The organism is Sphingomonas limnosediminicola (genome assembly GCF_039537965.1).
Taxonomy (GTDB): domain Bacteria; phylum Pseudomonadota; class Alphaproteobacteria; order Sphingomonadales; family Sphingomonadaceae; genus Sphingomicrobium; species Sphingomicrobium limnosediminicola.
Genome location: NZ_BAABBM010000001.1, coordinates 1,851,443 through 1,869,817, shown reverse-complemented (window position 1 = coordinate 1,869,817; position 18,375 = coordinate 1,851,443). Strand labels below are relative to the sequence as shown.

Below are 18,375 nucleotides of genomic sequence, written 5' to 3'. Positions count from 1 at the left end.
AACCCGGCCGGACCGGGGTCGAGCGGGTCAGGCCCTGACGGCGACGATCGCGTCCACTTCGACGGCGACGCCAAGCGGAAGAACCGCAACGCCGACCGCGCTGCGCGCGTGGCGGCCAGCCTCGCCGAACACGTCCTGCATCAGCTCCGACGCGCCGTTGGCGACCTTGGGCTGGTCGATGAACGAAGGATCGCTGTTCACGAATACGCCGAGCTTTACGATCTTCTCGACCCGATCGAGCGAACCGAGCGCCGCCTTCATCTGGGCGATCAGCATGACCCCGCAGCGCCGCGCGGCGGCAATGCCACCGTCGAGGTCGACGTCCTCGCCCAGGCGTCCTTTAATCAAGCTGCCGTCCTCGGCGAAGCTGATCTGGCCTGAAATGTGCAGGAGGCCGCCGCGCTCCACGGCCGGCACATAGGCCGCGACGGGGGCGGCGGGCTCGGGAAGATTGATGCCGAGTTCAGAAAGGCGCTGGTCGATGCTCATGGCGCAGCCCCAAGCACTGCGCGCCGCGTGAATCAAGCCTCGCGGTTGACCGTGAAGCCCGCCCAGCTCTGCGTCACCGGCATCAGCTCGATGGCGTTGATGTTGAGGTGCGGCGGCAAAGTCGCAAGCCACCAGAACAGATCGGCGAGGTCCTCCGAGGTCATCGGATCCATGCCCGCGTACAGTCTGTCGGACGCTTCCTTGTCGCCGCCGGTGCGGACGATCGTGAACTCGGTCTCCGCCATTCCCGGCTCGACTGACGTGACGCGAACGCCGGTCCCGGCAAGATCGCAACGCAGGTCGAGCGAGAACTGGCGCACGAATGCCTTCGTCCCGGCGTAAACCGCACCGCCCTTGTACGGATAGGTCGCGGCGACGGACGACAGGTTGATGATCTGCCCCCTGCGCTCGATCAGCTTGGGCAGAAGCACGCGGGTCAGCGCGACCAGGCCGGCGATATTGGTCTCCAGCACATCGTCGATGCGCGCCCAATCCGTGTCCGGAAGCGGGTCGGTCGGCGGCGCGAGGCCGGCATTGTTGAGCAGAAGGTCGATGTCGCCCCACGGCGGCGACAGTTTCGCCAGACCTTCCACCTGCTCGCGTTCACGCATGTCGATCTCAAGCGGTAGGAAGGCGTCGCCGAGTTCCTCCTGCAGCGTGCGCAGTCGTTCAGCGCGGCGCCCCGTACCGATGACATTCCAGCCGCCGCCGATGAATCGCCTTGCCGCGGCGCGTCCGAATCCAGCGGTCGCTCCAGTGATCAGCACGGTCTTGGTCATGGCATTCCTCGTTCGAATTCAATCTGTCGCCGGGCGGCAACCAATGCCTCGGCGTTAACGCCGATCATTTCCGAAACGGAGAGCAAATCGGGCTCATGGGATTCAAGAAAGGCAATGACGGCCGTCAGCAAAGCGGGTTCGTTCGCCCTGTGCCGCAGTTCGTCTGTCCCGATTCCGGTCAGGTCGAGGAACCGTTGGGCCCGGCGTTCGTCAGTCAGCATCGCCGCAAGTGCGGCGAGGGCGAGAGCGTAAGGGTCGTTTGGTGTCTGAAGCACCATTGCCTACAGACACATATGAACGGGCAAAGGAAGCAATTTGGCGAAGATCCTGATCGTCGAGGACAATGCGCTGAACATCAAATTGTTCTGCGACCTCCTCGCCGCGCATGGGCATGAGCCCGAGGCCGTCACCGACAGCCGTAATGCGCTTGACGCCGCGCGCAACTTCTCGCCGGACCTGGTGATCACCGATATCCAGCTACCGCACGTGAGCGGACTCGACCTCATCCGACTGATCCGCGGCGACGATAAGCTGTCGGAGATCCCGATCATGGCCGTGACCGCTTATTCCGCGCGCGGCGACGAAGAGCGCATCCGCGCGGCAGGCGCGCAGGCTTATGTGTCGAAGCCGATTTCGGTGGTGCGCTTCGCGGAAACGGTCGAGCAATTGCTGAAGGACGGCTACGAGCCCGCGAAGGATGCGCCTATCGAGGACGCTGACAGCCTGAGAAACGAATCGGAAGACAGCCCTGGCCCAAGCGAGACCGGAGGCGAGGAAGGCTGAGCGCGGCGGCGCCGCGCCCGACTTACTTGATCTTGGCTTCCTTGAAGTCGACGTGCTTGCGTACGACCGGGTCGTACTTCTTGAAGCTCAGCTTCTCGGTCTGCGTGCGCGGGTTCTTCTTCGCCACATAGAAGAAGCCGGTATCGGCGCTGCTGACGAGCTTGATCTTGACGGTTGCCGGCTTGGCCATCGGACAGTCCCAAATTTCTGCAGAAAAAAGAAAAGCGGCATCGAGCCGCTCACTGCCCGCGCCAATGACGCAGCGACCCGGAATTGTCAACTGACACAGGCCTTTCACACGCCCGTAACCGCTCCTTAACGGCTTTGAGCGAACCTCCGTTAACAGGAGGGACGAAGTGATGGCCACCGATCCGCTCGCCAAGGTGAGGAACGAGGTCGGTTTGCGCGTGGCGGAAATCCGCCAGGCCGGCACCCGCCTCTCCCCGCTCGACATGCACGCGAAAATGGACGCGATCCGCAAGCTCGCAGCCGTCAACGGGCTCGCCGCTCTAGAGGGCCTGGCCCGTCATTCGGCGCAATTGGCACTTCTGCCCGGGCACCGAGTAGCGATGCATAGCTGCCTCGAACATATCGACGAAGCTCTCGACAGCGACTCGGCCGGCGACTGCACCAAGATCCTCGCCGCGCTCGCGATCCGCCTTCATTAAGGCACCGTAACACCGTTCGTGCATTTGAAGGCGCGATGCGCGCTTTCTCGCAACTGCTCGACGACCTCGTCTACACGCGCTCGCGGAACACCAAGCTTCAGCTCATCGGCGATTACCTCAAGGAAACTCCCGATCCGGACCGCGGCTACGGCCTCGCGGCGCTCACCGGCACGCTCGATATTCCGCACGTGAAACCTGCCGCCGTTCGCGGCCTGGTGGCCGAGCGGATCGATCCTGTCCTATTCATGATGAGCCGAGACTATGTCGGCGACACCGCCGAGACGGTCTCGCTGCTCTGGCCGAAACGCGACGGGGAGCCGCCCGAGATCGATGACGCCACTATCCGCATCACCGACGCGATCGATCGGCTGCGCAATGCCTCAAAGCTTGAGGCACCGCGCCTGCTCTCCTCGATGCTCGATCATCTAGATGCGTCGGGCCGCTACGCGCTGCTGAAACTGGCGCTCGGCGAACTCCGCGTCGGCATCAATGCGAGGCTAGCGAAACAAGCGTTGGCGCAAGCCTTCGGACTGGAAGTCGAGGCGGTCGAGGAGGTTTGGCACGGCCTCCGCCCGCCGTTCACCGAGATGTTCGACTGGGCGGAGGGACGCGGCGATCAGCCGACGGTGCGCGATGTGCCGGTGTTCCGGCCCTTCATGCTCGCCCACCCGCTCGACGACACCAAGGTCTCGCTCGACGATTATGTGGCCGAATGGAAATGGGATGGCATCCGCGTCCAGCTCGTCCACGCCGGCGGGGACACGCGCCTATACAGCCGCACCGGCGACGACATCTCGGGCAGCTTTCCCGACGTCGCCGAGGCGTTCCGCACGCCCGCAGTGCTCGACGGTGAGCTGCTGGTCCGCGGCGAGGCACAAGGCGCTGGCCTGGAAGTCGAGTCCGCCGCCAGCTTCAATGCGCTGCAGCAACGGCTCGGCCGCAAGAATGTCAGCCAGAACATGCTCGGCTCCTACCCCGCCTTCGTCCGGCTCTACGATATCCTGTTCGACGGCGACGAGGATTTGCGCGAGCTAGGTTGGGAGCGGCGCCGCGAGCGTCTCGAGCGCTTCGTCGGCCAGCTCGATCCTAGCCGCTTCGATATCTCCCAGGTCATCGCCGCCGCGAGCTTCGAAGAGCTGGAAGATCTCCGCACAAGCGCCCGCGATGTCGCCATCGAGGGCATCATGCTGAAACGGCGCGACAGCCCCTACGTCGCCGGCCGCCGCACCGGACTGTGGTACAAATGGAAGCGCGATCCGCTGACCGCCGACTGCGTGCTGATGTACGCGCAACGCGGATCGGGCAAACGCTCAAGCTATTACAGCGACTACACCTTCGGCTGCTGGAACGAGGAGGGCGAGTTGCTCCCGGTCGGCAAAGCCTATTTCGGTTTCACCGACGAGGAGCTCAAATGGCTCGACCGCTGGATTCGCGGCCACACGACGCAGCGCTTCGGCCCGGTGCGTGAGGTCGAGAAGGGACTCGTCCTCGAAGTTGCCTATGATTCGATCCACGCCAGCACCCGCCACAAGTCGGGTCTTGCCATGCGCTTCCCGCGCGTCAGCCGGATCCGCACCGACAAGCCGGCGAACGAGGCCGACACCATTGCAACCCTGCGTGCACAGGTAACTTGAAGCGGCGGCTTTAGCCGTTAATCCTCGCCCCTTCGAAAGGGGAATTTCATGCTCAAGACATTGCTCGCCGGCGCGGCTGCGCTGGCCGTGGCCGGTGCCGCTCATGCCGAGACCTACGCCATCCAGGCCGGGAGGCTGATCGTCGACGCTGCTCAGCCGGCGCGCGGCAACTCGACAGTGCTTGTCGACAACGGGCGCATCGTCCGGATCGATAACGGCTTCACGGCGCCGGAGGGCGCGATCGTCGTCGATGAGCGGAGCCGCACCGTGCTGCCGGGCATGACGGATGTGCACGTCCACCTGACGCAAACGTCCGGCACGCCCTGGTACAGCTATTTCACGCAGAAATATTCAACGCCCTACGGCACCACGCTCGGGCTGACGCACGCGCTGGAGATGGCGCGTGCGGGCTTCACCACGGTGCGTGACCTTGGCGGCGACACTTCTTCCGTCATCGCGGTTCGCGACGCCGTCGCGGAGGGGCGCTTCCCCGGCCCACGCATCAAGGTTTCCGGCGAGCCGTTGTCGATCATCGGCGGCCATGCCGACGCCGCTACCGGCCTGCCGCCCGAGCTCGCCGACGCGATCAACGAAGCGCACCTCAATCCGTCCGTCTGCACGGGCGTCGAGGAATGCCAGAAGGTCGTTCGCAAGCTGGCGGCTGCCGGGGTCGACGTTATCAAGGTGATGGCGACCGGCGGCGTGCTCGACCCTGGCGCGATGGGTCTGGAGCAGCATTTCACCGATGCAGAGCTCAAGGGCATCGTCGACATGGCACACGCCATGCACCTCAAGACGGCTGCCCACGCGCACGGCGCCCGCGGCATCCTCGCGGCGACCAATGCCGGCATCGATTCGATCGAGCATGGCACTTTCCTCGACGAGGCTGGCGCCCGAGCGATGAAAGCGCACGGCACCTACTACTCCGCAACCTTGATGGCGTTCAGCGGCGTCAGCGGCATGCTCGGGACCGGCAAGATGACGCCGGCGATGGAAGCGAAGACGCGCGAGACGCTCGGCGTGTGGGGCAAAGGCCTGAACCTCGCCTATCGCACTGGCGTGAAGATCGCGCTCGGCACCGACAGCGCGGTCGCCGCGCACACGCTCGCCAACAAGGAGGTCGAGCTGATGGTGACCAAGGGCGGCATGACCCCGCGCGATGCATTGATCGCCGCGACCAAGGGCGGACCGGACCTCATGAACTTGTCTAATGAGACCGGCACGCTCGATGTCGGCAAGGCCGCCGACCTGATTGCAGTCGATGGAGACCCGTTGGTCGATCCGACGGCTGTGCAGCGCGTCGGCTATGTCATGGCGCAGGGACGTCCGATCCCGATGAAAGGTCAATGATGCGATCGTCCCTGCTTCTGATTTCCCTGCTGCTGTCCAGTACCGCTGTCGCGCAGCAGGCTTCGACCAACGCCGGCGACGCTCCGCCGCCGGGCGCCCAGGCCGACGCGGCAGCAAAAGAAAAGGACAAGGGCAAGGACGACGATACGGCAAAGGCGACCGCGGAGGAGACGGCTCAGCCTGTCAAGCGCTCGATCAGTTTCCGCGGGCGGACCCTGACCTATACGGCGACGCCGGGCACGCTCACCATCCGCAACGACGACGGCGAAGCGGTCGGGAGCATGTTCTACACGGCTTACACGATGCCGAGCACAAACGGTCGTCCGCGACCGGTGACGTTCCTCTTCAATGGGGGCCCTGGCAGCTCGACGATGTGGCTGCACATGGGCTCGTTCGGCCCGATGAAGGTGGACGCCTCGATCCCCGAAACCATCAGCGGACCGCCGTTCCGTGTGTCGTCCAACCAGGACACGTTGCTGGACAAGTCGGACCTTGTCTTCCTCGACGCCATGACCACGGGCCTGTCGCGACCGGTCGGCAAGGGTAAGCCCGAAGACTTCTTCGGCGTCGACAAGGATCTCGATGCCTTTACGCGAGCCATCCAGCGCTACCTGACGAAGTACGGCCGCTGGAACAGCCCGAAGTTCATCATCGGCGAAAGCTACGGCACGCTGCGCGCGGCGGGTCTCTCGAACACACTCGCTGACAAGGGCGTCCAGCTCAACGGCATCGTGCTTGTGTCGACGGTGCTGAACTTCGCAGACTTCGGCGGTGACCAGGTCTTCATCAACTTCCTGCCGACCTACGCGACCGACGCCTGGTACCATGGCCGGGTGGCGCACAACGGCACGCTCGACAGCTTTGCCGAGCAGGCCCGCGCCTTTGCGACCGGACCCTATGCGGCGGCGTTGCAGAAGGGGCGTGCAATCAGCGATGAAGAGAAGCGCTCGGTTGCCAATCAGATGGCGGCGCTGACGGGCCTGTCGGCGGATTATATTCTGCGCGCGAACCTTCGCGTCGATCCCGAGCGCTTCCGGCGCGAGCTTCTGCGAGACCGCCGCCAGATCATCGGCCGTATCGATTCGCGCTACCTCGGCACCGAGGCGGATCAGGTAGGTTCGGACCCGACCTACGACCCGCAGGCCAGCGCAATCACCGGCGGCTTCACCGGCGCGATCAACGACTATCTGTTCCGCGATCTCGGCTACAAGACGCCGCTCACGTACCGGATCAACAATTACGGCGGGATCGGCGGCAAGTGGGAGTTCACCCACAAGAGCTCACAGGGCAATCAGCCGATCGCCGACACCAGCGTCGATCTGGCTGACGCGATGCGGCAGAACCCGCGGATGAAGCTGTTCATGGTCAACGGCTATTACGACCTCGCGACGCCGTTCATGGGCGCGGATTATGAGGTCGGACACATGGCGATCGAGCCGTCCGTCGCCGCCAACATCACCTACGCTTACTATCCGGCGGGCCATATGATGTACATCGACCCGGCCTCGTCGCGTCAGCTGAAGAGCGATCTGGACCGCTTCTACGACAGCGCGATGTAGGCAAAAGGAAAGAGCCGGCGAGGTTTCCCCCGCCGGCTCCTCGCCCCCTTAGAAAGCTCGTCTCAGCCTAGCTGATCGTCTGCAGGTTCACTGCAGCGGTCTTGCCGCGACGATCGACTTCCAGTTCGAACTCAAGCCGGTCGCCTTCGTTGAGCGTCGGGATGCCCGCGCGCTCGACGGCCGAGATGTGAACGAATGCGTCCGGCTGGCCGTCATCACGCTGGATGAAGCCAAAGCCCTTCATGGAGTTGAAGAACTTGACCGTGCCGCTGGCCTTTTCGCCCGTCAGCTGACGCTGCGGACCACCGGCACCGCCGGCCGCGCCTGCACCGCCACCACTGCGCTCCACCGGCATCGGGTCGCCCTCGATGCGCAGGTTCGTCGCCGAGATACGGCCGCCGCGATCGACGAGCGTGAACTCCAACGGCTGGCCGTCGGCAAGGTCGGTAAGACCCGCCTGCTCGACCGCCGAAATGTGGACGAACACGTCCTCACCGCCGTCATCGCGGACGATGAAGCCGAAGCCCTTTTGCGGATTGAAGAATTTTACGACGCCTTTGCCTTCGCCAACGACCTGGGGAGGCATTCCGCCACCGCCGCCGCCGCCGCCGCGGAAACCGCCGCCGCCACCGCCGCCGCCGCGGAAACCACCGCCGCCGCCGCCGTAGCCACCGCCGCCGTAACCGCCGCCACCGCCGCGATCACCGTAGCCGCCGCCGCCGCCGCCGCCGAATCCACCGCGTCCGCCGCCGTAGCCGCCCCGCTCCTGGAATCCGCCGCCGGCAAAATCGCCGCCACCACCGAAAGAAGAAGAATTCTCTTCACCGAAACTGTCACGCTTGTCGCGGCCGCGACCACCGCGATCCCCCTTGCGCCCTCTATCGAAACCCATGCCGTCCTAAACTTCCGTGTGCCCGCAATGAGATAGAACCAACGCGCTGGGCCCCTGGCGCAACCGGTCACGGCACGTGTCTCACTCACGCACCGTTCACGTCCTTAGCTCAAAATTATCAGCGGCTCTAGTGATTCAATCTGGAACAGAATCAGTAGGGCTGGAATGGAGGGTGTCACGCGGACTAAAGCGGGCCCATCAAGTCGCTTCAGGAGTGCCAATGGCCGTTCATTTCCACGAGGAGGATCTTCCCGCCGACGTTTCGTTCGGCGACGGCCCGATTGCCGTCGACACCGAGGCGATGGGACTGATTCCCGGGCGCGACCGGCTGTGCCTGGTGCAACTGTCGGACGGCAAGGGCGATGAGCATCTCGTCCGCTTCCGGCGGGGGAGCAATTTTGCGGCGCCAAGGCTCAAGGCCCTGTTGGGCGATCCGAATCGGCTTAAGCTCTATCATTTCGCGCGGTTCGACGTCGGGATCATGCAGGCCTATCTTGGGATCATGGCCGCGCCGCTCTATTGCACGCGTACCGCATCCCGGCTCGTTCGCACTTACACCGATCGCCACGGCCTCAAGGACCTGGTCAAGGAAGTGCTGAACGTCGACCTGTCGAAGCAGCAACAGTCGAGCGACTGGGGCGCGCCCGAGCTCTCGGAGGCGCAGCGCGAGTATGCGGCGAGCGACGTCCGCTACCTTCATGCGCTGAAAGAGAAGCTCGACGAGCGGCTCGAGCGCGAAGGGCGCATGCCGCTCGCGCAGGCCTGCTTTGACTTCCTTCCGGCTCGGGCCCTGCTCGACATCGCCGGTTGGGCCGACCAGGACATCCTGGCGCATGATGGCTGATTGCAGCCGTGGCTGACGTGACCATCCGCCAGCGGACCGGCAAGCAGCGCTGGGCGGTGCCCGGAAGCGCGCATGACCGTCTGGTGCGCTGGACCAAGATCCTGCTGCCGAGCGCGGTTGGCGTGCTGATCGCGGTGCTCGCCCTCGCCCCGCTAGATCGCAAGGGCGACGTCAGCTTCATCCTCGACAAGAAAAAAGTGCAAAGTGCGCAAGAACGCATGCGAGTCGAATCCGCTCGCTACGTGGGGAGTGACGACAAGGGGCAGAAGTTTGTTATCAACGCGAATAACGCGATCCAGCGCAGCAGCGACGTGCCTGTCGTCGACATCAACGGAATGCTCGCCCAGCTCGAGCAGCCGCAGGGGCCGGTGACCATCGCGGCGAATACGGGAAAGTATAATCTCGACCGCAAGCAGGTGCTGATCAACGGCCCGGTCCGCGTGACCGGCGGCGACGGCTACCGGCTCGCGACCAGCGACGTCATGGTCGACCTCAACAGTCGGCAGCTCAACAGCGGCGGCCCGGTTTCGGGCCAAATGCGCCTCGGGCAGTTCCAGGCGGCGCGGCTTCATGCCGACCTGGGCAGCCGGAGTGTCGTCTTAGATGGCGGCGCTCGCTTGAAAATCGTGCAAGGGGCGGTCAAGTGAGGGGCATGCGTTCCATTGGCATCATCCTTGCAACCAGCCTTGCCGTCGCGGCGACCGGCGTTGCGGTCGCACAGGTGCGCCAGGAACAGCCGACTTCGGCGCTCAAGGGACACAACAGCAATGCGCCGGTCGATGTCACCGCGGACCGCATCGAAGTGCAGGACCGCGCCGACCGCGCGATCTTCGCCGGTAACGTTCATGTGACGCAGGCCGAACTCAACCTCGACACCGCGCGCCTCACCGTCGCTTATTCCGGCGGCAAGCAGGGCGCCCGTGGCGTCCAGATCCGCCGGCTCGACGCAGCAGGCGGCGTCGTCGTCCGCAGTCCGTCCGAAACGGCCAAGGGCGACTTTGGCATCTACGATCTCGACGCCAAGCTAATCACGCTGATCGGCAACGTGCAGCTCACGCGTGGGCCGAATATCGTCAATGGCCAGCGGCTGGTGATCAACCTCGAGACAGGACGTGCAGTCGTCGATGGCGGCCCACCGGGCGTCAATTCGAGCGGCGGCCGCGTAACGGGCCACTTCACGGTGCCACAGAAGAACGGAAGCTGATGAACGAGGCTGCGGCCTTTGCGAGACCAGCAGCCGACGCGCGGCAAGGGATAGACGGGCTTGAAGTCCGCTCCATTGCCAAGGCCTATGACCGCCGCGCCGTGCTCCACGACGTGTCGCTCGACGTTCGCCGGGGCGAGGTTGTCGGGCTGCTAGGCCCCAACGGCGCCGGCAAGACCACCTGCTTCTATTCGGTCATGGGGCTGGTGAAGCCGGACAGCGGACGCATCTTCCTCGACAACCAGGACATTACCGAACTGCCGATGTACCGGCGTGCGATCCTGGGCCTCGGTTACCTGCCGCAGGAAACGTCGATCTTCCGCGGGCTCACGGTCGAGGGGAATATTCTGGCAGTGCTGGAAGTTGCCGAACCCGACCGCCAGGCGCGGAGCGACCGGCTGGAGCAGTTGCTGAACGAATTCGGCCTCGCCGGCCTTCGCGATTCGGCCGCCATGGCGCTATCGGGCGGTGAGCGGCGACGTTGCGAGATCGCCCGTGCGCTTGCGGCCGATCCGTCGATCATGCTGCTCGACGAGCCGTTCGCCGGCATCGATCCCATTTCCATCGCCGATATCCGCGAGCTGGTCCGCGACCTGAAGCAGCGCGGAATCGGCGTGTTGATCACCGACCATAATGTCCGCGAGACGCTCGACATCGTCGATCGCGCCTGCATCATCTACGACGGTCAGGTGCTGTTCCAGGGTACTCCCGAAGCGTTGGTCGCCGACCAGGAGGTCCGGCGCCTGTACCTCGGCGAGAGCTTCGCGCTCTAGGACGGATCGCCATGGGCTTGGGGCCCTCCTTAAGCATCCGCCAAAGCCAGCAGCTGGTCCTTACGCCGCAGCTGCGCCAGGCGATCCAGCTGCTTCAATTGTCGAACATGGAGCTGGAGACTTTCCTCGCCGAGGAAATTTCGAAGAACCCTCTGCTCGAGGCGCGTGGCGAGGAAGGCGACGAGCAGCAGGCTGCCGAATTCGTCACCGACGATTCCGATGGCGGCGAAGGCGGGGAGGACGGACCGGAAGACCCGGGGGCCGACAATCTGATCATGGGTCATGCGGACGACGACCGCCCGCTCGACAGGGATTGGACATCGGAGGCCCTGGAGACGGACAGCTTTTCCGACGTCGTGACGTCATCCGTCTCCGACGAAGCCTTTGATTTCGAACGGGTTGAATACGCCGCGACATCACTCGCCGAGCATCTGCTCGACCAGCTTCACGGCATCGGCGGGGATGTCGGCAACCTTGCTCGCGTAATCGCAGAAGCGCTCGACGAGACCGGCTATCTGACCGTTCCGCTGGAGCAGATTGCGGAGCTGACGGGCGCGCCGCCGCCACTGGTCGAACAGGCACTGGCGATCGTTCAGGACCTCGATCCCGCGGGCATCGGCGCCCGCTCGCTTGCCGAGTGCCTGGCGCTGCAGGCGAAAGCGGCCGACCGCTACGATCCGGCAATGGCGCGCCTGATCGACAATCTCGACCTGCTGTCGAAGGGCCGCACGAACGATCTCAAGCGCATTTGCGGTGTCGACGATGAAGACTTGGCGGACATGATCCGCGAGCTTCGCGCCTACGACCCCAAGCCGGGCTGCCAATTTTCCGTGTCGGCCGCAGAGGATGTCGCGCCCGACGTGTTCATCCGCCGGACTCGGGGCGGCTACGCCGTTGAGCTTAATCAGTCGACTCTGCCGCGGCTGCTGGTCAATCGACGTTACTATCAGGAATTGAAGTCCGGCCCCCAGGACAAGACGTCGCGCGCTTGGCTTAGCGAGTGCCTGCAGAGCGCATCCTGGCTGGTGAAGGCGCTAGACCAACGCGCCCGGACGATCGTGAAAGTCGTTTCGGAAATCGTGAAGCGGCAGCAGGGCTTTTTCGATCGCGGTGTCTCGGCGCTGAAGCCCATGACCCTGCGCGAGATCGCGGACGCGATCGGCATGCATGAATCGACAGTCAGTCGCGTGACCTCGAACAAATATCTTCTGTGCGATCGCGGGCTATTCGAGCTCAAATATTTCTTCGGCTCCGGCGTCCAGTCCTCGGAAGGCGACGGCGCGGCGGCAGAGGCCGTGAAAGCGGCCATCAAGCAATTGATAGACCAAGAGACCGAGATCCTCAGCGACGACGCCATCGCGGCATTGCTCAAGCAGAAGGGCTTCGACTGCGCTCGGCGGACCGTCGTCAAATATCGGGAGTCGATGGGGATCGGCTCGTCGATCCAGCGGCGGCGGATGAGGAAGATCGCCGGCTAGGCCGACAGCCGCGCCCAGATTGGAAGGTGGTCGGAAGCTTTCCGCGCCGCCGGGCTCATGTGCACGCCGGCCGCGTGGATGCTGAGATCCTTGTGGACGATGATCCTATCGAGCGCTGCAACCGGATGGCGCGCATGGAAGCTCGGGCCGGTCGGCGCGATGCGGAATTCGCCGTTGAGGTCGCGGAGGCAGCCTCCTGCCGTACGCCACTCGTTCGTGTCGCCCATCAAGACTGTCGGCATCTTGTGCGGACGCCGCTCGATCGCTTCCAGAATCGCCTGCATCTGACGACGGCGCCACAGGCCGGACAGGTCGAGATGCATGCCGACGACCCGGATCGGCTTATCGCCGATCAACAGCTCGGCAATCACTGCGCCACGCGGTTCGAGGGTCGGCAGTTCGAGCGCCGCGCAGTCGAGCACGCCGACATGATGCTTCACCAGGATCGCGTTCCCGTGCCAGCCGATATTGCGCGTATCGAGCTTGAACAGCCGGTCGGCGTGCTTGCGCACCCGCTCCAACGTTCGCTTGTGCCGGACGCCGAGGTGGACCGGCTTGTACATGCCGTGGCTGTCGATCAGCGCGTGGGGGACGGTCGAGGCGCGGCCGCCGACCCTTTTGTCGGCTTCCTGCAGGGCGACGATGTCGGCATCGATTTCCTGCAGCACCTTCAAGACGCGATGCGGATCGCGCCGACCGTCCAGGCCGACGGCCTTGTGCATATTGTAGGACGCGATGGTGATCGTCGCGGGACTAGTCACGTCAGCGCCAATGGCCGTTGCGCGCTTATGGTTCCTAGACGTCGAGATTGGCGACGCTGAGCGCGTTGTCCTGGATGAACTCGCGGCGCGGCTCGACGACGTCGCCCATCAGGCGCGTGAAGATCTCGTCCGCGACGTCCGCCTGCGCAACTTCGACGCGCAGCAGCGAGCGGTTGGCGGGGTCGAGCGTGGTTTCCCACAGCTGCTCGGCATTCATTTCGCCAAGACCCTTGTAGCGCTGGATGCTGAGGCCCTTGCGGCCCGCCGCAAGCACGGCGTCGAGCAGTTCGGACGGACGCGTGACCGGCACCGGCTTGCCCTTGGTGTCGGAAGCAGCAGTCTGCTCGGCCGCATCCTCCCCTTCGCCAGCTTCGACAGCCGCCTCGGCCTCCACGGCGCCCTTCTTGAGAGTACGCAAGGTGAGCGGCGTCGCGTACACAGCGGCCTGTTCCTTGGACAGCGTATCGAGCTTTCGCGCTTCGGCGGAGATGAGGAAGCTGGGCTCGATGATGTAGGCGTCGGTGACGCCCCGCCACACCCGCTTCAATAGATAACCGCCCTCGGTCGAGAGTTCGCCTGACCAGGTCGCTTCGGCATCGCCTGCCTTGAGCCACTCGGCGACCTTGCCAATTGCCTTCACGCGGGCGTCCTTGTCGAGATCCGCACCGAGCGCGCCGTTGATTGCCAGCGCCTCGATAAGTGCGCCGTCATATTTGCGGGGCGCGTAGCGCATCAGCGTCCGCATGCGGCGGGCGTGGTCCACGAGCGTCTTCAGGTCCTTGCCCGAACGCTGGCCTTCCCGGGTGTCGAGAACCAGCCCTTCTAGACCCGCTTCTTCCAGATAATCGTCGAGCGCGGCGTCGTCCTTCAAATAGACTTCGGAGCGGCCGCGACTGACTTTGTAGAGCGGCGGCTGGGCGATGTAGAGGTGGCCGTTCTCCAGCAGCTTCGGCATCTGACGGTAGAAGAAGGTCAGCAGCAGCGTGCGGATGTGGGCGCCGTCGACGTCGGCGTCCGTCATGATCACGATCTTGTGATAGCGCAGCTTCTCGATGTTGAACTCTTCGGCGCCGATCGACGTGCCGAGCGCCTGGATCAGCGTCCCGATTTCCTTCGATCCAAGCATTCGGTCGAACCGCGCACGCTCGACGTTGAGGATCTTGCCTTTGAGCGGAAGGATCGCCTGGTTCTGGCGGTTGCGGCCCTGCTTCGCAGAGCCGCCTGCCGAGTCACCCTCGACCAGGAACAGTTCGCTGAGCGCGGGATCGCGTTCCTGGCAGTCGGCGAGCTTGCCGGGAAGCGAGGCGATGCCCATGACCGACTTGCGGCTGGCCTCGCGCGCCTTGCGTGCCGCTTCGCGCGCGGCGGCGGCGTCGATGACTTTTTGAATGATCGACCGGGCGTTGGCCGGGTTTTCCTCCAGCCATTCGCTCATCTTGTCGCTCATGAGGCTTTCGAGCGGCTGGCGCACTTCCGAGCTGACCAATTTGTCCTTGGTCTGCGAACTGAACTTCGGGTCAGGCAGCTTGACCGACACGATAGCGGTAAGGCCTTCGCGCATGTCGTCGCCGGTCAGCGTCACCTTCTCCTTCTTCAGCATGCCTGACTTTTCGGCATAGCCGTTGATGGTGCGCGTCAGCGCTGCGCGGAACGCGGCCATGTGCGTGCCGCCGTCGCGCTGCGGGATGTTGTTCGTGAACGGAAGGACGTTCTCGTAATAGCTGTCGTTCCACTCCAGCGCGACGTCGATGCCGATGCCGTCGCGGACAGCCGAAATGGCGATCGGCTCGGGGAACAAAGGTGTCTTGGCACGATCGAGATACTTCACGAACGCCGCGATGCCGCCCTCGTAGTAAAGCTCGTGCTCGACACGCTCCTCATGCCGCGCATCGGCGAGAAGGATACGCACGCCGGAGTTCAGGAACGCAAGCTCGCGGTAGCGATGCTCAAGGCTTTCGAAGTCGAACTCGGTGATCTTGAAGGTTGCGGGCGACGGCAGGAACGTGACTCGCGTGCCCTTCTTTCCCTCGGGCGCGGGCCCGACCACTTTCAGCGGCGCTTCGGCGTCGCCATGGCGGAAGCGCATGAAATGCTCTTCGCCGTCGCGCCAGATGGTAAGGTCGAGCCATTCGGAAAGCGCGTTGACGACCGAGACACCGACGCCGTGGAGACCGCCCGATACCTTGTAGGCATTGTCGTCCGACGTGTTCTCGAACTTACCGCCGGCGTGCAGCTGGGTCATGATGACCTCGGCCGCCGATACGCCTTCTTCCGCATGGATGCCGGTGGGAATGCCGCGACCATTGTCTTCGACCGTGACCGATCCGTCGGGGTTCAGCTGGATGAGGATGAGGTCGCAGTGTCCGGCAAGCGCCTCGTCGATCGCGTTGTCCGAAACCTCGAACACCATGTGGTGGAGGCCCGACCCGTCGTCGGTATCGCCGATGTACATGCCGGGGCGCTTGCGCACCGCATCGAGGCCCTTGAGGACCTTGATGCTGTCGGCGCCATATTCATTCTGGTTGGGGTCAGTTGCCATGGACCCGATATAGGGATTCTGGCCGAGAAGTCACGCGCACGCGCGCGAGCGCGCACGCGTGGATCAAGCTAGCCGCGAGCCTGTCGCGAGCCGCCGCCGAAGCGACGGCGCCCGCCAAACTTGCGCGTGGGCTGGCCACCCTCGGGGCGCTGTCCCTGATGACCGTCAGGACGGTGTCCGGCATTGCCTTCCGTGCGCTGCGGATGACGCTGCTGACCGCTGTTGCGGTTCTGGCGGCGCTGGCCTTCGTGGCGACGGTCGGACTTGGTGTGCGGCCGTTCCGTGCGCTGCGGCGTCGCGGCGCGCGGCGCCGGCTTCAGCCGCTTGAAGGCTTCCATCGTCGTCACGAAGTCCGCGGGAAGCGGCGTGACGGCGATGCGCTGACGCGTCGTGCGCTCGATATCACGCAGGTTGCCGCGCTCTTCCGGGCTGCAGAACGCAAGCGCAATGCCGTCCGCGCCGGCGCGCGCCGTGCGGCCGATGCGGTGGACATATTGTTCCGGAACATCGGGCAGGTCGAAGTTGACGACATGGCTGACACCCGGGATGTCGATCCCGCGCGCGGCGATGTCGGTGGCGATCAGGATCGGCATCTCGCCGATCTTGAATGCCGCGATCGCCCGCTCGCGCTGCGCCTGGCTCTTGTTGCCGTGAATGGCGCCGGCGGAAAGGCCTGCGGCTTCGAGCTGGCGCACGATCTTGTCGGCACCGTGCTTGGTCCGGCTGAAGACCAGGGCACGCTCAACCGACTCACCGCGCAGCACCATCGCGAGGAGCGCGGCTTTCTCCGCCTGGTTCACCATGGTGACGCTCTGCTCGATCCGCTCGACGGTGGTCGCGGTGGGAGTCACCGATACTTCGGCGGGGTTGGTCAGATATTTGTCGGCGAGTTCCTTGATCGCCTTCGGCATGGTGGCCGAGAAGAACAGCGTCTGGCGCTTGGCCGGAACGAGGCTGACGATCCGCTTCAGCGCGTGGATGAAGCCAAGGTCGAGCATCTGGTCGGCCTCGTCGAGGACGAGGATCTCGAGCTCACGCAGGCTGAGGGCGCGCTGGTCGATGAGGTCGAGCAGGCGGCCAGGCGTCGCAACGAGGACGTCGAGGCCACGGGCGACGGTGCGCACGCTCTTGCTGTTGGGAACGCCGCCGAAGATGACGCCGACCGACAGGCGCATGAAGCGGCCATAGGTCTCGGCGCTGGCGGCAATCTGCGATGCGAGCTCACGCGTCGGCGCGAGCACGAGCATACGGATCTGGCCGGGCTTCGGAATGTGGCGCTCCGCCGCCAGCCGGTCGAGCGACGGCAGCATGAACGCCGCGGTCTTGCCGGTGCCAGTTTGGGCAATGCCGAGAAGATCGCGGCCGGTCAGGACGGTCGGAATGGCCTGAAGCTGGATAGGCGTCGCCTTCGAATAGTTCTTCGCGGCAAGCGCATCGAGCAGGGGCTTCGAGAGCCCGAGGGAATGAAAGGACATGGAAATTCCATATATAAAAACGGCCGCGCAAAGCGCGGTCCGAGGGGGTCAAAAAAGCGCCCCGCGTGAATTGGAGAGCAAGTCGATCGAAGCGCGGGCCGGGTCCTCAACCATGTCGAGACCGTTCACGCCGCTTGTAAGACGCGCTTCGTGCTGCGGTGCAATATAGAGATAGGGAGCAAAAAGTCTAGGGCCGCCAAGGCAGCCAATCCGTAGGCTGGAAAGGAGCCTGCTGCTCGTTTTAATACCGTCCAACCCTAAAGAGGGATGTTCTAGCGATCTAGAAGCACCGCAATCTTAAGCGCAGAAGTATCAAATCCCAAAATGGGACAACCCCTGATTCCGTTGAATTTACGTTAAATGTTAAATTATGTATAACCATTGACGACTCGCCGTTCGGTTGGTGGGCACCAGATTCGAGAAGGGGCATTTCTATGCGAATCAAGGCTCTCATGGCTGCCGCCGCGTTTGCGACGATCGGCTTTGCAACTCCTGCAAGTGCATCAATCAGTGTATCTGCCACTCCAGGGTGCGCCGTTTATTGCGGCCCGACGCCTATCACTTACGATTTCGACTCGACCGTTCCGATCTTCCTCGGTGGGGCTATCGTGGGACCGGGAACTAGCTCTGGCCTATTCGCGCAGCCTCTGGGCAGCGTAGGGAAGTATTTCTCGGTTGGTCCGTCGACCAGCTCGCCCGCCAACATTACCATTGGCAACGATATCGCCAGCTTCAGCTTCATCTGGGGCTCAGTCGACGAGTATAACTCCTTGACGGTCAACACCATGGCAGGCTCTATGACCTTCACGGGCGCCGATATTGCTGCCCTGATCCCTGGCTTCGCGGATGGGAACCAGTCCTCCCCGACCAGCAACCCGATCGTCACGTTTACCCTCACGGGCGACGATCGCCAGGCTGTCAACTTCAACATGACCTCAACCCAGAATGCGTTCGAAATCGACAGCATTTCGGTTGCTGCGGTTCCTGAGCCGGCGACCTGGGGCATGATGCTGCTCGGTTTCGGTGCGATGGGCTTTGTCTTCCGCAATCGCAAGACGCGGCCGATTTCGCAGCTCGTATAAGCCAGCAAACGAGGCCTTGAGATTCCGGCCCTGTCGCCGCCTTCGGGCTGCGGCGGGGCCGTTTC

At 64.0% G+C, this 18,375-nt stretch carries 18 protein-coding genes and 1 pseudogene; 11 read left to right on the top strand and 8 right to left on the bottom strand.

The features are described 5' to 3' along the window. Window positions 1-27 precede the first annotated feature (27 nt). The 3 genes from ABD704_RS09400 to ABD704_RS09390 are packed head-to-tail and all read right to left on the bottom strand — an operon-like array spanning window position 28 to window position 1,546. Window positions 28-489 carry a RidA family protein gene (locus ABD704_RS09400; RefSeq protein ID WP_344699427.1) on the bottom strand — a complete coding sequence of 154 codons (462 nt, stop codon included), beginning with the start codon at window positions 487-489 and terminating at the stop codon, window positions 28-30. 32 nt (window positions 490-521) lie between these two features. Continuing rightward, the gene (locus ABD704_RS09395) at window positions 522-1,268 is read right to left on the bottom strand and encodes an SDR family NAD(P)-dependent oxidoreductase (RefSeq protein WP_344699425.1); all 747 of its coding nucleotides are present in this window, start codon (window positions 1,266-1,268) and stop codon (window positions 522-524) included. Continuing rightward, window positions 1,265-1,546 carry a DUF3572 family protein gene (locus ABD704_RS09390; protein ID WP_344699424.1) on the bottom strand — a complete coding sequence of 94 codons (282 nt, stop codon included), beginning with the start codon at window positions 1,544-1,546 and terminating at the stop codon, window positions 1,265-1,267. Before ABD704_RS09390 ends, ABD704_RS09395 begins: the two co-directional genes overlap by 4 nt. A gap of 46 nt (window positions 1,547-1,592) precedes the next feature. On the opposite strand from ABD704_RS09390, the pseudogene ABD704_RS09385 reads away from it, so the two are divergent. Continuing rightward, window positions 1,593-1,940, top strand: a pseudogene (locus ABD704_RS09385) (response regulator); the annotation flags it as partial. Window positions 1,941-2,073: 133 nt separating this feature from the next. Here the strand turns inward: ABD704_RS09385 and rpmG are convergent. Beyond that, the gene (gene rpmG, locus ABD704_RS09380; RefSeq protein ID WP_344699423.1) at window positions 2,074-2,241 is read right to left on the bottom strand and encodes a 50S ribosomal protein L33; all 168 of its coding nucleotides are present in this window, start codon (window positions 2,239-2,241) and stop codon (window positions 2,074-2,076) included. Between the two features lie 169 nt (window positions 2,242-2,410). Here rpmG and ABD704_RS09375 point away from each other — a divergent pair, with 169 nt between their 5' ends. The 4 genes from ABD704_RS09375 to ABD704_RS09360 are packed head-to-tail and all read left to right on the top strand — an operon-like array spanning window position 2,411 to window position 7,262. After that, on the top strand, window positions 2,411-2,719 hold the full coding sequence (locus ABD704_RS09375; protein WP_344699422.1) for a hypothetical protein: 309 nt from the start codon (window positions 2,411-2,413) through the stop codon (window positions 2,717-2,719). A 35-nt stretch (window positions 2,720-2,754) separates the two neighbouring features. Beyond that, on the top strand, window positions 2,755-4,353 hold the full coding sequence (locus ABD704_RS09370) for a cisplatin damage response ATP-dependent DNA ligase (RefSeq protein ID WP_344699421.1): 1,599 nt from the start codon (window positions 2,755-2,757) through the stop codon (window positions 4,351-4,353). 48 nt (window positions 4,354-4,401) lie between these two features. Then, window positions 4,402-5,703 carry a metal-dependent hydrolase family protein gene (locus tag ABD704_RS09365; protein ID WP_344699420.1) on the top strand — a complete coding sequence of 434 codons (1,302 nt, stop codon included), beginning with the start codon at window positions 4,402-4,404 and terminating at the stop codon, window positions 5,701-5,703. Then, window positions 5,700-7,262: a S10 family peptidase gene (locus tag ABD704_RS09360; protein WP_344699419.1), complete on the top strand. Its 1,563-nt coding sequence runs from the start codon at window positions 5,700-5,702 to the stop codon at window positions 7,260-7,262. The genes ABD704_RS09365 and ABD704_RS09360 overlap by 4 nt, the downstream gene beginning before the upstream one ends. A 67-nt stretch (window positions 7,263-7,329) precedes the next feature. Here the strand turns inward: ABD704_RS09360 and ABD704_RS09355 are convergent, their stop codons facing one another. Next, on the bottom strand, window positions 7,330-8,154 hold the full coding sequence (locus ABD704_RS09355) for a cold-shock protein (protein WP_344699417.1): 825 nt from the start codon (window positions 8,152-8,154) through the stop codon (window positions 7,330-7,332). Between the two features lie 220 nt (window positions 8,155-8,374). On the opposite strand from ABD704_RS09355, the gene ABD704_RS09350 reads away from it, so the two are divergent. Genes ABD704_RS09350 through rpoN form a run of 5 tightly spaced genes read left to right on the top strand, consistent with a single transcriptional unit; the run spans window position 8,375 to window position 12,453 of the window. Then, window positions 8,375-8,998: a ribonuclease D gene (locus ABD704_RS09350; RefSeq protein WP_344699416.1), complete on the top strand. Its 624-nt coding sequence runs from the start codon at window positions 8,375-8,377 to the stop codon at window positions 8,996-8,998. 8 nt (window positions 8,999-9,006) lie between these two features. Beyond that, entirely contained in the window at window positions 9,007-9,645 is a 639-nt protein-coding gene (lptC, locus tag ABD704_RS09345) for an LPS export ABC transporter periplasmic protein LptC (RefSeq protein WP_344699415.1), read from the top strand. Window positions 9,646-9,650: 5 nt separating this feature from the next. Then, window positions 9,651-10,202 (top strand): LptA/OstA family protein, encoded by a 552-nt coding sequence (locus tag ABD704_RS09340; RefSeq protein ID WP_344699414.1) that lies wholly within the window; start codon window positions 9,651-9,653, stop codon window positions 10,200-10,202. Continuing rightward, on the top strand, window positions 10,202-10,975 hold the full coding sequence (lptB, locus tag ABD704_RS09335; RefSeq protein ID WP_344699413.1) for an LPS export ABC transporter ATP-binding protein: 774 nt from the start codon (window positions 10,202-10,204) through the stop codon (window positions 10,973-10,975). The genes ABD704_RS09340 and lptB overlap by 1 nt, the downstream gene beginning before the upstream one ends. A gap of 11 nt (window positions 10,976-10,986) precedes the next feature. Next, complete coding sequence (rpoN, locus tag ABD704_RS09330; protein WP_344699412.1) at window positions 10,987-12,453, top strand: RNA polymerase factor sigma-54; 1,467 nt, start codon at window positions 10,987-10,989, stop codon at window positions 12,451-12,453. Here the strand turns inward: rpoN and ABD704_RS09325 are convergent. From ABD704_RS09325 to ABD704_RS09315, 3 genes are all read right to left on the bottom strand, one after another. Then, entirely contained in the window at window positions 12,450-13,214 is a 765-nt protein-coding gene (locus ABD704_RS09325; protein WP_344699411.1) for an endonuclease/exonuclease/phosphatase family protein, read from the bottom strand. The two genes, rpoN and ABD704_RS09325, sit on opposite strands and share 4 nt — an antisense overlap. 34 nt (window positions 13,215-13,248) lie before the next feature. Then, complete coding sequence (gene gyrB, locus ABD704_RS09320) at window positions 13,249-15,753, bottom strand: DNA topoisomerase (ATP-hydrolyzing) subunit B (protein ID WP_344699410.1); 2,505 nt, start codon at window positions 15,751-15,753, stop codon at window positions 13,249-13,251. A 68-nt stretch (window positions 15,754-15,821) separates the two neighbouring features. Further along, a complete protein-coding gene (locus ABD704_RS09315) occupies window positions 15,822-17,228 on the bottom strand; it encodes a DEAD/DEAH box helicase (RefSeq protein ID WP_344699409.1) in 1,407 nt (468 codons plus the stop codon). A gap of 452 nt (window positions 17,229-17,680) precedes the next feature. Between ABD704_RS09315 and ABD704_RS09310 the strand changes: the two genes are divergently transcribed. Then, complete coding sequence (locus ABD704_RS09310) at window positions 17,681-18,310, top strand: Npun_F0296 family exosortase-dependent surface protein (protein WP_344699408.1); 630 nt, start codon at window positions 17,681-17,683, stop codon at window positions 18,308-18,310. Window positions 18,311-18,375: the final 65 nt, after the last annotated feature.